Raw genomic sequence first — 15042 nt, forward strand, 5'->3', positions numbered from 1 at the left:
TTTCCTCTATTTTTTATTTCTATGCCGAAGGCAGAATTCCTTTTCCTTCTTGCTATTTTTCTGAAAAAATTTTCTTTTCTCGCATCGATCAATCCGATGCCCCATCCGTCGAATTTCCGACAGGCTTCCGGCCGAGAATCTCCAACGCCAGCTCGGCATTTCGGAAAGCAAGCCGCCGAAGGTCCAGCAGCAGGACGGCATTTTTTTTGCGGAATTCCTCACGCGCCTGCCATTTGCGGCGCACCTCTTCCATCATGCGGGCGACCGTGATGTTCTCCAAGTCGGCTGCCGATGCCTCGCCGATGGAATCGAGGAAGCGGTCGATCTTCGGATCGTAGGAGACGCCGACCATCGGCACTCCCATGACGCCGGCAAAGATCAGGGCGTGCAGGCGTATGGCGATCAGGAGATCCATATTGCCGACGAGGGACAGAAGCTCCGCCGTGGAGAATTCGCCGTCGAGCACGACGGGATCGCCGTCGGTCATCGCCGCGATTTTTTCCGCCGTCTTCACGTCCTCGGGATACTGCATGGGCAGAAAGACGACGTGTGCGCCAAACTCTGCGGCAATGCGGCTCGCCGTTTCGGCAATCACGTCCTTATAACGTGTCCAGCCCTTCCATTCGCGCACGGAAATACCGACGAGCGGACGGTCGTCAACGATGCCGTTCCACTGCAGCACCTGCCGGCCCGTATCCTTTGCGACCGGATTGATGGCAAGCACGGGATCCGCCGTGGCAGCGATCCGAGGTTTTGAAATGCCGAGGCTCGCAAGCTCTTCCAGGGAGCCATGATCCCGCACGGTAATGAGTTTCACGCGGTTGCCGATCCAACGCATCAGGGTGCGCGCAGCAAAGCCCTCGATCGGTCCGATGCCCTGCGCATAAAGCATGACAGGACGCCCCGCGAGAAGCGCCATGACGATGATCGCCATGTAATAGTAAAGACTGCGGCGGCTCGTGACATTCTGCAGCAGGCTACCGCCGCCGGAAATCAGAAGATCAGAGGAGCGCATCGCCTTCCAGATTGCGGAAAAAGAGAGCCAGGAAACAGCCTCGACGCCATGGCGGCGCTTTGTATCCGGAGGGTTCGCCGAGATTACCGTGATATTCGTTTGCGGATCCAATTCGGATAGAACCTCGATCATCGCGGCGAGCATTGCCTCGTCACCAGCGTTTTTCGAGCCGTAATACCCTGATACTACGATCTTGCTCATTCCCTTGAGAAACGCTCCTTTGCCAAAGATAGTACCATTTGCCAGATGTGCACAAGCACCATGAGCGCGGCGCCGATGCCGCAGCCGAGCACGATGCCGCCGATGCCGCGCACAAAGGACATGTAGATTGGCGTACGCATATGCGCAAAAGTCTCCACCATCGATCCCTGGCCAATGGTCGCGACCAGCACGAGCGCGAAGAGAACCATGGTCGGCCACTTGCGCCACCAGGCAAAGGCAGCGAGCATGAAGGCCGGATGCCCGATCAAAAGCTCCTTCGAGCGCGGCCGCGCATAGAAGCTCTGTTCAAGAATAGCCCGAAATTTTAGCTCAAGGCCGGAAACGGGCATTCCCAAGGTATGGCCCGAACGCGCGACGAAAACGATGCCAGCCAACCCCACGAGGAAGAATATGAGCAGGGATTTCACGCGCACGGGCATATTGAGGATTTCCCGCAGCTGCCCCATGGCGCCCGCCGTGTTGTCCACCTTGCCGTCGAAGATGTCGTAGCGCGCCAGGAAGGCGACGGCGACGAGCACGATGGGCAGGACGAACGTAAGCTTGATGCCGCGGAAGATGCTGAATTCCAGGAAATACTCGACATCCGCCAAGGCACCGGAGAGATAGGCCGCGCCGATATAGGAGAGCGCCCCCGTCACGAAAAGGGCCACAGCCGCCGTGCTGATGATGCGCCAAAGCGACGCGCTGTCATCCGGCTTCATCTCCCGTATGCGGTCGAGCTGCCAGATCACGGCAAGCGCCGGGAAAATATTAGCGCTCAAAAACGCCGCGAGAAGGCGGACCTTTGCACCGCTGCCCATAAGGATGGGCACCGCGGCGCAGAATGCCGCAGCCGCAAAGATTGCGTAGAGATGCTTCGGCTTCAGGCGGTGCGTGAGCAAGGAGATGTAGAGCACAACGGCCGCTGCCACCCCGACCATGAGGACGGCGCGCAGAAAGCGCGGCGCGTACCAGCTCTCGAACGTCCCGGCAGGGCCGAGCGTGAAGCCATGCGCGCGCACGGCCTCGCTCGTCTCTGCGATATAGTGCATGTTCGTCTCGTAAAGCGTCATGCCCGGCGCAGGCTTTTCATAGGTGCGCAAAAGATTGATGCGGATGTTGCGCTCCATGTCGGTATTGGCCCAGCGCTCGACCGCCGTAGCGATCTTGAGTTTCGGCTGCTCATCTTTGGGAATCGCATAAAGCCGTGCAACATGGTCATAGCCTATGCCTTTGGGGATTTCCTCCATGCCGTCCTGCTTGTAAAACTGCAGCTGCGTCGTGTCCTCAATGAGCCCGAGCACGAAGTTGCGCTCCTTGAAGCGATCGATCGTCGTCTGCAGGGATTCGGGGGAGCCGAGCATCTGCGAGCCGGAGAACACGACCTCCGAAATGCGGAAGTTCTCAAGCCGGCGGAACACAGCGTCGACATCTTCCGGCGTGCAGTGCACATAGTTGGTCGGGCGTGCCAGCACGAAAAGCCCTGCATCGTTGACGGCCTGCATCTCATCCGTCGGCATGCCGAGATCCATCTTGAGGAAGGTTTCGTAATTCGCCTTGACGACGAGAATTTCCGACGCGCCAACGGTCACGGGCTTGACGCGCTCCGCGCCGAGGCGGCGCAGAAGGTCTTCCCGGACTTCCTTATAGGTTCGCGCATCATGGCCGACAACGCAGACATCGGTGCCTTTGATCGTGCCGTTCTCAATGAGCGCACGCCACGCAGGATCCGTCAATGCCCCCGAATGGTAATTTGCCAGCAATTCACTGCCCGCAATAGCCATCGCCTTGCCGTTGGCGTTGAGCTTTTTGAACGTCGTCTCGTAAACGGCGAGCGAGGTGATGCCCGCTTCCTTCGCGTCCTGCAAAACCTCGGGAACAGGCTTTCCTTCCTGTTCGGCAAGCTGCACGAGATCCTCGTAATTGATGGCCATATCGACCTGCTTGTTCGCCTCTTCTTCGCGCCAACGCGAAACATCGATGAGGATGGCGGCGAGCAGCCCCAAAAAGATGAAGGCAACGAGCACCTTATTGTATTGAAACAACTTCATTCATTTTGCCTCTTTTCCAGCGTCCGGCGGCGCACCATCTATGCCCCGAAAGCAACGTCTGTTCACCGGGGATTGCGGCAGCTCAGGCGCACGACGATCGCCCCGTCCCTGTGCTCCACGCTGTCGATTTGAGCTTTCAGCGGCAGGGCCGAGAGCTTCGTGATCAAGATGTCGCCGAAGAAATCACCGATATTGGCCTTGCCGAAAGCCGCGTTCTTGATGTCGAACCGTGTCATATGAAAGAAAAGCGCATCCGGTTCCTCGACGATCTTTCCCTCGAGCAGAATATCCGCTTTGCGTCCAAAAATCTTCGCCTGCGCCGTCGCGTGGACGCCCTCTTCATCGAGCGCGACTTCGATGTTGTCGAGCTTGTCGACACGCCGCGCCAAGAGGTCGCGCAGGCTCTCTGCCGAAACCGTGCCCGTAAGCTTCAATTCCTCGGCAGATTTCACATGGACCTTTCTGTCGAGGAAGAGCGCCGGCGCATCCAGCCGCACATCCGCGCCCCGAAGTTCTGCCCGGTCGAGCCGCAGCTGGCCGAGGCGCAGTCCCTTCGCACTGGCCGATATGTCGTCGATCTGCCCAAAGAGCAGCAGCACGCCCGGGCTCGTATGAAGCATCGTCTCCGCTTCCTCGGCGCCCGCTTCATGCAGAAGCGTTTCCGCCGTATCATGCGCCCAGCGCGGCAGGATCGTCTCGCCTGCGACGGCGATGACAACGGCCAAACCCGCCAGAAAAATCAAGAGCTTTCGCAAAGTATCACCTTAAATCTCATGATTTGCCTTGGCGGCAAGAAACGCTTCGATAAAGGGATCGAGATCGCCGTCCATGACGGCCTGCACATTGCCCGTTTCCATGCCGGTGCGCATATCCTTGACCATGGTATACGGCTGAAAGACATACGACCGAATCTGGCTGCCCCATTCGATCTTCTGCTGATCGCCCTCAAGCTTCTGGATCTCCGCTTCCTTCTTTTCCTGCTCAAGCTCAAAGAGCTTGGCGCGCAGCATCTTCAGGCACTGCTCACGGTTCTGGAGCTGGGAGCGCTCGTTCTGGCACTGCACGACAATGCCCGTCGGCATATGCGTCATGCGGACGGCGGATGACGTCTTATTGATATGCTGTCCGCCCGCTCCCGAGGCGCGGTACGTATCAACGCGCACATCGGCCATATTGATGTCGACTTCTACGGCATCGTCAATCTCCGGCATGATGTCGCAGGCGGAAAACGATGTATGACGGCGTGCATTCGCGTCAAAGGGCGAAATGCGCACGAGGCGGTGCACGCCCTTCTCCGATTTCAAATAGCCATAGGCGTTGTGCCCGTTGATAAAAAGCGTCGCGCTCTTCACACCGGCCTCATCGCCCGGCAGGAGGTCGGCCGTGACGACGCTGAAGCCGTGACGCTCCGCCCAGCGCCCGTACATGCGCAGAAGCATCTGCGTCCAGTCCTGCGCTTCCGTACCGCCCGCGCCCGCATGGAGCGTCAGGATGGCATTGTTCGCATCGTAAGGCCCCGAGAGAAGCACCTCCAGCTCAAGCCCGCGCACGGCGTCCTTGATGGCAGTGAACTCACTCTCAATTTCAGGCTCAAGGCTCGTGTCGTTTTCCTCCATGGCCATTTCAAGAAGCGCCTGCACATCATCCGTCCTGGAAACGATGGCCTTGTACTTGTCGACGCTTCCCTTGATATCGGCAAGCTCCTGGTTGAGCTTCTGCGCTTCTTCCGCATTGTCCCAAAAGGTCGGCTCGCCCATCTTGTATTCCAGTTCGGCTATTTTTTCTTCCTTCCCAGCGACGTCAAAGTGAATCCCCCATTTCCTTGAGCTTCGCTTGCATCGCCAGGATCTCCGGCTTCCAGTCTTCCAGCATCATTTCACATCCTTTTATTTGTTCCTGCCGCAGCAGTTCTTATACTTCTTGCCGCTGCCGCACGGGCACGGTTCATTGCGTCCGATATCGCTCTTCTTGCGCTGCGGCTGCCTTTTCGTCTCGGCGGCCTCCGACTCTTCGCCATGCGAGGCGCGGGCGTTCTGCAGGCGATCCTGGAGCTGCTGCTGCTCCTGCGTCACAATGCTCACGCGGTACATGAGCTTGGCGATGTCGTTCTGGATGGCCGCTTCCATGGCCTCGAACATGTCGAGCGCCTCGATCTTATATTCGACAAGCGGATTTCGCTGACCATAGGCGCGCAGGTTGATGCCCTCGCGAAGCATATCCATGCGGTCGAGATGCTCCATCCAATGATTGTCGACGACGCGCAGCATGACAACCTTCTCGAGCTCGCGCATATTCTCCTCACCAAAAAGCAGCTCGCGTGCTCCATAGGCATCGCGCGCCGTCTTCTTGAGCGTCTCTTCCAGCTCGTCACGGCTCATGGCCTCGAGCTCTTCCTTCTTGAGCTTGCCCTGCGGCGCATAAATCTTCTCAGCATCTTCGACAAGGCCGTCGAGGGTCCACTCTTCGGGATAGAGCTTCGCGTTTGCATACTGATCCATTTCGCTCTCGATGATCTTGTCGAGCATGAAGAAGATGTTCTCCTTGAGATCTTCGCCGCGCAGGATCTTGCGGCGTTCCTTGTAGATGACCTCGCGCTGCTGGTTCATGACGTCGTCATATTCGAGGACATGTTTTCTTATGTCGAAGTTCCTCGCCTCGACCTTCTTCTGGGCGCGCTCGATGGAGCGCGTGATCAGCTTGTGCTCGATCGGATCGTTTTCGTCCATGCCGAGCTTGTCCATGATGGCAGCGATATTGTCCGAAGCGAAGAGGCGCAGGAGGTCATCCTCCAGGGAAAGATAGAATTTCGAGCGGCCGGGATCGCCCTGGCGGCCTGCGCGTCCGCGCAGCTGGTTATCGATGCGCCGCGACTCGTGGCGCTCCGTGCCGAGGATATAAAGCCCGCCGAGCTCCTGCACGCCGTCGCCGAGCTGAATGTCCGTACCGCGGCCCGCCATGTTCGTGGCAATGGTCACGGCGCCCTTCTGCCCCGCGTCCTTGATGATCTCGGCTTCCTTCTCATGGAACTTCGCATTGAGTACATTGTGCTCTACGCCGTGCTTCTTCAAAATGGCGCTGAGTTCTTCCGACTGGGTGATGGATGTCGTACCGATGAGGATCGGCTGCCCCGTCTTGTGGATGTCCTCGACAGCCTGTCCGACGGCACGGTACTTCGCACGCTTGGTCTTGTAAATGGCGTCCGCTTCATCGACGCGCTGGACGGGCTTGTTCGTCGGAACAACGACGACAGGCAGCTTGTAGATCTTGAGGAATTCATCCTCTTCCGTCTTCGCCGTACCCGTCATGCCCGCGAGCTTGCCGTACATGCGGAAATAATTCTGGAAGGTGATCGACGCGAGCGTCTGGCTCTCGCGCTGGATCTTCACGCCCTCCTTCGCCTCGATGGCCTGATGCAGCCCATCCGAATAACGGCGGCCGACCATGAGACGTCCCGTGAACTCATCGACGATGATGATCTCGTCGTCGCGCACGACATAGTCACGATCGCGCTTCATCAAGGCCTTCGCGCGCAAAGCCGCCGTAAAGCAATGCGAAAGCTCGAGGTTTTCCGGCGCATAAAGGTTCTTGATGCCGACCATCTTTTCCACTTTCAGGACGGCCTCATCCGACGGCGCGACCGTCTTCTGCTTCTCGTCCAGCTTGTAGTCCTCGCCTTCTTTGAGCTTTGCCACAGCGCGCGCCATCACGGCATACATCTCCGTCGATTTCTGCCCCGGGCCTGAGATGATCAGAGGCGTCCTCGCCTCATCGACGAGAATCGAATCCACCTCGTCGACGATGGCATAGTGAAGATCGCGCTGCACCATCTGCTGCGGGTGTATGACCATGTTGTCTCTCAGATAGTCAAAGCCGAATTCATTATTCGTGCCGAAAGTGATATCCGAGGCATAGGCCATCTTTCTTTCCGGAAAATCCATATCGTGCGCAATCAGTCCGACCGAGAGGCCAAGGAAGCGATAGACGCGCCCCATCCACTCGCTGTCGCGCCGCGCCAGGTAATCATTCACCGTGATCATGTGCACGCCCTTGCCCTCGAGCGCATTGAGATAGACGGGCAGCGTCGCGACCAGCGTCTTGCCTTCACCCGTGCGCATCTCGGCGATTTTCCCCTCGTGGAGGCAGATGCCGCCAATCATCTGCACATCAAAATGGCGCATGCCAAGCACACGCCTGGACGCCTCGCGCACGACGGCAAAAGCCTCCGGCAGCATATCGTCAAGGCTCTCGCCGTTTGCAATGCGCTCCTTGAATTTTCCTGTATGGCCTGCAAGCGCGTCATCACTGAGATTTTCGAGCTCCTTTTCCCGCCCGTTGATCGTCTCAACGATGCCGCGCATACGCTTGATTTCCTGTTCGTTGTTATCTCCTAAGAATCGCTTGATGAAGCCGAGCAATCCATATCACTCCTTGTCCCCGCAAACGTCTTTTCAACGATGCGGACAAATGTAAATCCTATTTTGGCAATCTATCTTATGATTCTAGCAGACAATCGGCTATAAGTCAAAAAAACACGTGATTTCTCCGCGCCGAAAATCTACGCTTGCCCCAAGAAGCGGCAAAACAAAAAAGAGAGGCAAGCACATAGGCTTCTCTGCCTATGCGGCTGCCTCCCCTCTTCTGTCTGTCCGGGAAAATCCCCGACCCATGCGGCTTACGATTCGCTCTTTTCTTCTCCGCCGTCTTTCCACAATTTTTTCATGATGTCCGGATACACCGTATCCAAATGCGTCTGGATCTCATTCAGCAAATTGATGATCATGCCCGGATCGAACGTCTCCACGCCGGAAGTGATGACCAGCGTCATCAGCAGGTTGCCCGCCCCGTCGCAGTTATACTTCAGCATGCGGTACTCTGTGTTGAGGTCGTTCAGGTATTCCATAATGGAAGCCTTGTTCGCCTCCGTCACAATATTCTCCGCCAGCGCGATCTGGACAAGCGTATAGACCGTGCCGTCGACAAGGATCATGAACGGCAGCTTGTGGCCGCGCACCGGAAGATTGCTGCGGAACACCTTTGCCTCGCCGTTCTCCCCTGCCTCAAACATCTGGATTCCGCCGATCTCGGCCTTGTCGAGATATTCCTGGAACGCCTTCGCCTTATCCTCAGCTACGTGAGAAACCTCCTGGTTCTGATCCATATCATTGTTTTCCATATATTTTCTCCTCTCAATGCATTTGAGTTATATTATAGCACACTTCTCCGGCAGTGGCAAAAGCAAAAGAAATGTCCCCGTCCTCTTTTTTCACAACCGGCGATCATCCGGCAGCGGAAGGAGCATCCCCCCTCTGCCGGGCCGCGTCCTGATTTTATTTTCTCTCACATCTCGAAGGGACTGATCTTCACACCGATTTTCCGAGCGAGTTCCTCGATATCCTCGACGCCCATCTCCACGCCTGCGAAAAGAGGAATGGCAGCGCAGGTGCGGGCGTCATCCAAGGCGCGGTGGTGGCGGAAGTTGATCTTCAGATGTGCGCCGACCGTGTTCAGCTTGTGGTCGGCAAGGTCGGGCCAGATCTTCCGCGCAATGCGCACGGTGCAGCAGGCGGAAAAAGCCGGCGCTTCCAAACGGTTCGCGAGAAGCGACGCCTTCAGGACGCCCATATCGAACGGCGCGTTATGTGCGACAACAATTTTTCCCGCCAAATGCTCCCTGAGCTCCGGCCAGATTTCAGCAAACGTCGGCGCATCCTCCACATCTTCGGGGCGTATGCCATGAATACCGATATTGAAATCGTCAAAGGCAAGTCCAGGCGGCCGGATCAGTTTTGTCCAACCCGTTTTGAGCTGTCCGTCCCTCACCTCGACGGTTGCCACGCTGCAGGCGGAGTTCATGCTGCCCGTCGCCGTTTCAAAATCAATCGCGATATAATTCATCATAGCCATATACCTCGCAAAACACGCTCCGCGTCCGATCTTAGCCTCGCTTCCAGACGCAGTTTCTGCGTTTGGAAGCACCTGCCGGCACGATCCCGCGACGGGCTCAAGCGTCCCGTTTCTTCTTCAGATACTCGTCGATGGCGGCGGCCGCTTTCTTGCCTGCCCCCATGGCCAGAATGACAGTGGCCGCACCCGTCACGATGTCGCCGCCTGCAAACACGCCTTCTTTCGTCGTCGCACCTGTTTCCTCGTCGGCGACAATATTGCCGCGTTTCGTCGTATCCATGCCCGGCGTCGTCGTCGCAACGATGGGATTCGGACCCGTGCCGATGGACATGATGACCGTATCGACAGCAAGCTCGAATTCCGACCCCGCAACGGGCACGGGGCGCCGACGCCCTGAATCATCAGGCTCACCCAGCTCCATCTTAATGCAGCGAAGCCCGCAGACCCAGCCTTCCTCGTTCCCGAGGACTTCCACGGGATTGTTCAGCAAGCGGAAATCGATTCCCTCTTCCTTTGCGTGATGCACTTCCTCGCGCCTCGCGGGCAATTCCTTCTCGCTGCGGCGATAGACGATGTAGACATGCTCCGCGCCGAGCCGCAGCGCTGTCCGCGCCGCATCCATGGCGACATTGCCGCCGCCGACGACGGCGACATTCTTGCCGACGTGGATGGGCGTCGCAAAATCGGGAAAGCGATAGGCTTTCATCAGGTTGCAGCGGGTCAGGAATTCATTGGCGGAATAGACGCCGTTGAGATTTTCTCCCGGGATGTTCATGAAGTGCGGCAGTCCTGCGCCCGTGCCGACAAACACGGCGTCGAAGCCCTCTTCCTGCATGAGTTCATCGACGGTGTAGAGCCTGCCCACAACGGAATTGAGCTCGATCTTCACGCCGAGTTTCTCAAGGTTTTCGACTTCTTTTCGCACGACGCCGTCCTTCGGCAGACGAAATTCCGGGATGCCGTAGGAGAGCACGCCGCCCGCGACATGGAGCGCCTCAAAGATCGTCACACGGTAGCCTTTTTTCGCCAGGTCTCCCGCGCACGAGAGGCCGGCAGGACCGGCACCGATGACGGCGACTTTCTGTGCGTCAGGCGCAAACTCGATGGGGTTGATTTCCTCGCCCTGCGCGAGCTGCCAATCGGCCGCGAAGCGCTCCAGTCTGCCGATGCCGACGGCCTCTCCTTTCTTCGCCAAGATGCAGAGTTTTTCGCACTGGTTTTCCTGGGGGCAGACACGGCCGCAGACTGCGGGCAGAGCATTGTCGCTTTTGATGATTTCGATGGCCGCAGCAAAGTCACGCGCCTTGATTTTCTGGATGAATTCTGGGATGCGCACGGATACGGGACAGCCTTTGCGGCATTGCGGCACCTTGCAGTTCAGGCAGCGCTCGGCTTCAGCTATGGCCGTTTTCTCATCGTAGCCCAGCGCCACTTCCTCAAAATTGTGCGCCCGGATCTTGGGATCCTGCTCAGGCATTTTATGTTTTTCGAGTGAAAGCGCCATATCAATCCCTCCCCAAACCGATGTTGCAGATGTGGTCCTTCTCTGCCGCTTCCTGCCGGCGGTACATGCGGCCGCGCTCCATGAGACCCCGGAAGTCGACGAGATGCCCGTCGAATTCCGGGCCGTCGACGCAGGCGAATTTCGTTTCTTCGCCGACCTGCACGCGACAGCCGCCGCACATGCCGGTGCCGTCGACCATGATGGGGTTGAGGCTCACGATGGTCTTGATGCCATGCGGCCGCGTGGCTTCTGCGACGCTCTTCATCATGATGCCGGGGCCGATGGCCGTGACCTGGTCGATTTTCTCGCCGCGCTTGATGAGTTCTTCCATGGCGTTTGTGACAAAGCCTTTGATGCCATAGGAGCCGTCATCGGTCGTAACGAGGACTTCATCGGAGATCGCGCGCATCCGATCCTCGAAGATCAGGATATCCTTTGTCTTCGCACCGAGAATCGAAATGACCTTGTTGCCGAGTTCATGCACGGCACGGGCGATCGGATAGACCGGCGCAACGCCGATGCCGCCGCCGACAAAGACGACGGTGCCCATGTGCTCCGAGATTTCGGAGGGCTGCCCCAACGGGCCTACGAAGTCGAGGATGGCGTCCCCTTCCTCGAGAGAAGCGAGAAGTTCTGTCGAGGCGCCGACGACCTGGAAAAGAATGGTGACCGTCCCCTTTTCCCTGTCGAAGTCGGCAATGGTCAGCGGTACACGTTCTCCCTCATCGTTGACGCGCAGGACGATGAACTGCCCGGGCAGGGCTTTCTTCGCCACGCGCGGCGCTTCAATGTCAAGTTCAAGGATGCCGGGCGACAGCTCGACTTTCCTCAGGATTTTATACATTTCGGTTTCCCTCCTAAAACTGAGCCGAACCGGCCACCATTGAGAAAATGTCGGTTCATTCTGTATTTCCCCATCTGTCCCTGAAACGACGAAAGGGACGTCAGCAAAAGATTCCGCCAAGGTATTCCTCCAACCCGGCACGAATCGGCATGAGGTAGACATTGCCCCCATCTCCCTGCACCTCGTGCAGGACTTCGCGTGCGAAGCCGATGCTCCATTCCAATGTAGGCTCAAATCCCTTGGGGAACACCACCTGATTCTTCGTCTCCCAGTAGCTCTGCGAGCGCTGCGACAACACAGGGGAAAGGCCCCAGTAGATTTCAATGCCCGCGAGCATGTCGGCGTACATCCCCAAAAACCGCAGGTCGAAAAACGGCTGCGTGAAGAAACCGACAGCTCCCGCCTGGAGCTTGCGGCGGATGCGGTACTCTTCCTGGCGCATGCTTCCCCTGTACTGGTCGATGCCTGCGTACACTTTAATCTCGGGCAGTTCCTCGCGGAATTTCCTTATGATATCCGTGCTTTCCGTCGGATAGACCGTATGCGCCATATCCTGCGGCGCGTCGCCCTCGATAACGAGCACTTCCTTTATGTCGTGTCTGCGCAGATAATCCGCCATGGGCAGCGGTTTTGTGATGTCGATATCCATGGCTCGAATATGCGGCACAGCGGGAAAGCTTTCGCCGGCAATGGCTGCGCCTTCCCAGCTGCGCATGGGCAGACGCAGGAGATCGGGTATGTTGATACGCTCCAGTTTTCCCGCATATTTTCCGGCGACGGCCAACTCCTCACGCAGCTCGGCCGCCTCACGCGGCACGAGTTCAAGCGACACCTTGCCCATAAAGTTTTCCTCCCTTATGCCGCAGCTGCCTAGGGCAGTGCGGCGTACTAAAACATTTCCGGCCAAATCAGAACAGTCCCGTGATTTTTCCGTCCTCCGTGATATCCATCGCCATTGCCGCCGGCTGCTTCGGCAGCCCCGGCATGGTCAGGATGCTGCCCGTCAAGGCGACGATGAAGCCTGCGCCCGCCGAGAGGCGGAGCTCGCGCACGGTAATGCGGAAGCCCTCGGGCCTGCCCAGAAGCGCCGCATCATCCGAAAGCGAATACTGCGTCTTCGCCATGCAGATGGGCAATTTATCAAAGCCCAGTGCCTCAAGCTCCGCAAGCTGCTTTTCAGCTTCCTTCGTGAAATCCACGCCGTCCGCACCGTAAATCTCGCGTGCAATCGTATCGATCTTCTGCGGAATCGCGTCCTTTTCGTCGTAAAGACAGCGGAAATCCGCTTTTTCCGCCAGGGCTTCCTCCACCTTTTCGGCAAGTTCCAGTCCGCCCTCGCCGCCCTTCGCCCAGACCTCGGAAAGCGCCGCTTTGGCGCCGAGCGCCTCGCAGGCCTCACGGACAAAGGCGAGTTCCTCCTGCGTATCCGACGGAAAGGCATTGACGGCAACGACGGCGGGCAGACCGAATTTCTTCACGTTTTCGATATGCTTGACAAGGTTTTCCATGCCTTTCTTCAAGGCCGCCATATCGACCTTGTCCAGCTCCTTTTTCGAAAGCCCGCCGTGCATTTTCAAGGCGCGCACCGTCGCGACGATGACGACGGCATCGGGGGAAAGATTCGCGAAGCGGCACTTGATGTCGAGGAATTTCTCCGCGCCGAGATCGGCGCCGAAGCCCGCTTCCGTCACGACATAGTCTGCAAATTTCAGCGCGAATTTCGTTGCTATGACGCTGTTGCAGCCATGCGCGATATTGGCAAAGGGACCGCCGTGAATAAAGACGGGCGTCCCCTCCAGCGTCTGTACAAGGTTCGGTTTGACGGCATCCTTGAACAGCAGCGTCAGAGCTCCCGTTGCGCCGATCTCTTCGGCGCGCACAGCCCTGCCGTCCCGCGTATAGCCGATGACGATGCGGCCAAGATGCTCCTTCATGTCCATGAGATCACGCGAAAGACAGAGAATCGCCATCATCTCCGACGCCACCGTGATGTCAAAGCCCGTCTCGCGCGGCACGCCATGCGCCCTGCCCCCCATGCCGACAACGACATGGCGCAGGGCGCGGTCGTTGAGGTCGAGCACGCGTTTCCATGTGATGCGACGCACATCGAGGTCAAGCGCATTACCCTGCTGGATGTGGTTGTCGATGAGGGCGGCCAAGAGATTATGCGCCGTCGTGATGGCATGGAAATCGCCTGTGAAATGGAGGTTGATATCCTCCATCGGCACGACCTGTGCATAGCCGCCGCCGGCTGCACCGCCCTTCATGCCGAAGCACGGCCCCATCGAAGGCTCGCGAAGTGCGGCAGCCGTCTTGCGCCCGCGCCTTGAGAGCGCATCGGCAAGACCGACGCTCGTCGTCGTCTTGCCTTCGCCTGCCGGTGTCGGATTGATCGCCGTACAGAGGATGAGCTTGCCGTTCGCTTTATCCTTGACGCGCTGCCAGGCGTCGAGCGTGACCTTCGCCTTGTACTTGCCGTAAAGCTCGAGTTCATCATCTGCAATAGCGAGCTTTGCGGCAATCTCTCCAATCGGGTGCATTTCTGCCGCCTGCGCGATTTCCACATCGGATTTCATTTTCTGACCCCTTTCCTCTCTTCGGCCGTTTCCTGCGACTGCCGTTCATTTCGTTCTTTCCCGTTTTCCTTCCAGCTGCAGCCTTGCGGCTTCCACCGTATTCGCCATCAGCGTGGCGATGGTCAAAAGCCCGACGCCTCCCGGAACGGGCGTGATGGCTCCCGCAATTTCCCGGACAGCCTCGAAATCCACATCGCCGACGAGCTTTTTCGGCGCGATGCGGTTGATGCCGACATCAATGACCGTCGCACCGGGCTTCACCATATCAGCCGTCACGAAGTTCGGCCTGCCGACGGCAGCGACAAGGATATCCGCCTCACGCGCAATTGCGGGAAGATTTTCCGTGCGCGAATGGCAGATCGTCACGGTCGCGTTTTCCGCAAGCAGCAAATGGCTGATGGGCTTGCCCACGATATTGCTGCGTCCGATGACGACGGCACGTTTTCCTTCGACGGGAATGCCCGCAAGGGCGAGCATCTTCATGCAGCCTGCAGGCGTACAGGGCACAAGCGAGCGTTCGCCTGCGACGAGCCGCCCGATATTGACGGGGTGAAAACCGTCGACGTCCTTCCACGGATCGATGCGTTCGATGATTTCCGCCTCCGCCTCCGCAAGATGCCGCGGCAGCGGCAGCTGCACGAGGATGCCGTCAATGCGCCGGTTGGCATTGAGCCTGTCAATTTCGGCGAGAAGCTCCTCCTTGCACGTCTCTTTGGGCAGGGCGATCAAAGCGGAGAAGAAGCCGAGCTCCTCACAGGCGCGTTCCTTGTTGCGCACATAAACCTGCGAGGCGGGATCCTCGCCCACGATGACGACGGCAAGACCCGGCATACGTCCGAGAGAAGGCTTCAGCGCCTCCGCCGCCTGCTTCGCTTCATCCTTGATCATTCGGGCAAAGAGTTTGCCTTCGAGCAATCGGGCTGTCATACTTTCACTTCCTTGGCACA

12 protein-coding genes are annotated in these 15042 nt (G+C 58.0%); all 12 read right to left on the bottom strand.

Annotated elements, in window-relative coordinates; translation table 11 throughout:
* Positions 1-88: 88 nt before the first annotated feature.
* The gene (gene csaB, locus ACRTGH_RS01195) at positions 89-1216 is read right to left on the bottom strand and encodes a polysaccharide pyruvyl transferase CsaB (protein WP_368847289.1); all 1128 of its coding nucleotides are present in this window, start codon (positions 1214-1216) and stop codon (positions 89-91) included.
* Entirely contained in the window at positions 1213-3267 is a 2055-nt protein-coding gene (locus tag ACRTGH_RS01200) for a DUF5693 family protein (protein WP_368847288.1), read from the bottom strand. Before ACRTGH_RS01200 ends, csaB begins: the two co-directional genes overlap by 4 nt.
* A 62-nt stretch (positions 3268-3329) precedes the next feature.
* Positions 3330-4022: an LmeA family phospholipid-binding protein gene (locus ACRTGH_RS01205; protein ID WP_368847287.1), complete on the bottom strand. Its 693-nt coding sequence runs from the start codon at positions 4020-4022 to the stop codon at positions 3330-3332.
* 9 nt (positions 4023-4031) lie between these two features.
* Positions 4032-5139 (bottom strand): peptide chain release factor 2 gene (gene prfB / locus ACRTGH_RS01210; RefSeq protein WP_368847286.1). Its coding sequence is split into 2 segments (ribosomal slippage): positions 4032-5069 and positions 5071-5139, totalling 1107 coding nucleotides; the frame shifts between segments, so codons are not numbered across the junction.
* Between the two features lie 14 nt (positions 5140-5153).
* On the bottom strand, positions 5154-7682 hold the full coding sequence (gene secA, locus ACRTGH_RS01215; protein WP_368847285.1) for a preprotein translocase subunit SecA: 2529 nt from the start codon (positions 7680-7682) through the stop codon (positions 5154-5156).
* A 257-nt stretch (positions 7683-7939) separates the two neighbouring features.
* Positions 7940-8440 (bottom strand): YbjN domain-containing protein, encoded by a 501-nt coding sequence (locus ACRTGH_RS01220; RefSeq protein WP_368847284.1) that lies wholly within the window; start codon positions 8438-8440, stop codon positions 7940-7942.
* A gap of 164 nt (positions 8441-8604) precedes the next feature.
* Positions 8605-9165, bottom strand: coding sequence for a 3'-5' exonuclease (locus tag ACRTGH_RS01225; RefSeq protein WP_368847283.1), 561 nt, complete (start codon positions 9163-9165; stop codon positions 8605-8607).
* Positions 9166-9268: 103 nt separating this feature from the next.
* Entirely contained in the window at positions 9269-10675 is a 1407-nt protein-coding gene (gene gltA, locus ACRTGH_RS01230; RefSeq protein WP_368847282.1) for an NADPH-dependent glutamate synthase, read from the bottom strand.
* Between the two features lies 1 nt (position 10676).
* Complete coding sequence (locus tag ACRTGH_RS01235) at positions 10677-11519, bottom strand: sulfide/dihydroorotate dehydrogenase-like FAD/NAD-binding protein (RefSeq protein ID WP_368847281.1); 843 nt, start codon at positions 11517-11519, stop codon at positions 10677-10679.
* Between the two features lie 100 nt (positions 11520-11619).
* A complete protein-coding gene (locus tag ACRTGH_RS01240; protein WP_368847280.1) occupies positions 11620-12360 on the bottom strand; it encodes a methylenetetrahydrofolate reductase in 741 nt (246 codons plus the stop codon).
* A 67-nt stretch (positions 12361-12427) separates the two neighbouring features.
* Positions 12428-14095 carry a formate--tetrahydrofolate ligase gene (locus ACRTGH_RS01245; protein WP_368847279.1) on the bottom strand — a complete coding sequence of 556 codons (1668 nt, stop codon included), beginning with the start codon at positions 14093-14095 and terminating at the stop codon, positions 12428-12430.
* 45 nt (positions 14096-14140) lie between these two features.
* On the bottom strand, positions 14141-15022 hold the full coding sequence (gene folD / locus ACRTGH_RS01250; RefSeq protein ID WP_368847278.1) for a bifunctional methylenetetrahydrofolate dehydrogenase/methenyltetrahydrofolate cyclohydrolase FolD: 882 nt from the start codon (positions 15020-15022) through the stop codon (positions 14141-14143).
* Between the last annotated feature and the right edge of the window lie 20 nt (positions 15023-15042).

It is taken from the genome of Selenomonas oralis (assembly GCF_051603425.1).
Lineage (GTDB): Bacteria > Bacillota > Negativicutes > Selenomonadales > Selenomonadaceae > Selenomonas > Selenomonas sputigena_A.

Bases quoted from the DNA above. Each gene is read 5' to 3' on its own strand.
- csaB (WP_368847289.1), bottom strand. From the start codon at position 1,216: ATGAGCAAGATCGTAGTATCAGGGTATTACGGCTCGAAAAACGCTGGT.
- ACRTGH_RS01200 (WP_368847288.1), bottom strand. From the start codon at position 3,267: ATGAAGTTGTTTCAATACAATAAGGTGCTCGTTGCCTTCATCTTTTTG.
- ACRTGH_RS01220 (WP_368847284.1), bottom strand. From the start codon at position 8,440: ATGGAAAACAATGATATGGATCAGAACCAGGAGGTTTCTCACGTAGCT.
- ACRTGH_RS01225 (WP_368847283.1), bottom strand. From the start codon at position 9,165: ATGATGAATTATATCGCGATTGATTTTGAAACGGCGACGGGCAGCATG.
- gltA (WP_368847282.1), bottom strand. From the start codon at position 10,675: ATGGCGCTTTCACTCGAAAAACATAAAATGCCTGAGCAGGATCCCAAG.
- ACRTGH_RS01235 (WP_368847281.1), bottom strand. From the start codon at position 11,519: ATGTATAAAATCCTGAGGAAAGTCGAGCTGTCGCCCGGCATCCTTGAA.
- ACRTGH_RS01240 (WP_368847280.1), bottom strand. From the start codon at position 12,360: ATGGGCAAGGTGTCGCTTGAACTCGTGCCGCGTGAGGCGGCCGAGCTG.
- ACRTGH_RS01245 (WP_368847279.1), bottom strand. From the start codon at position 14,095: ATGAAATCCGATGTGGAAATCGCGCAGGCGGCAGAAATGCACCCGATT.
- folD (WP_368847278.1), bottom strand. From the start codon at position 15,022: ATGACAGCCCGATTGCTCGAAGGCAAACTCTTTGCCCGAATGATCAAG.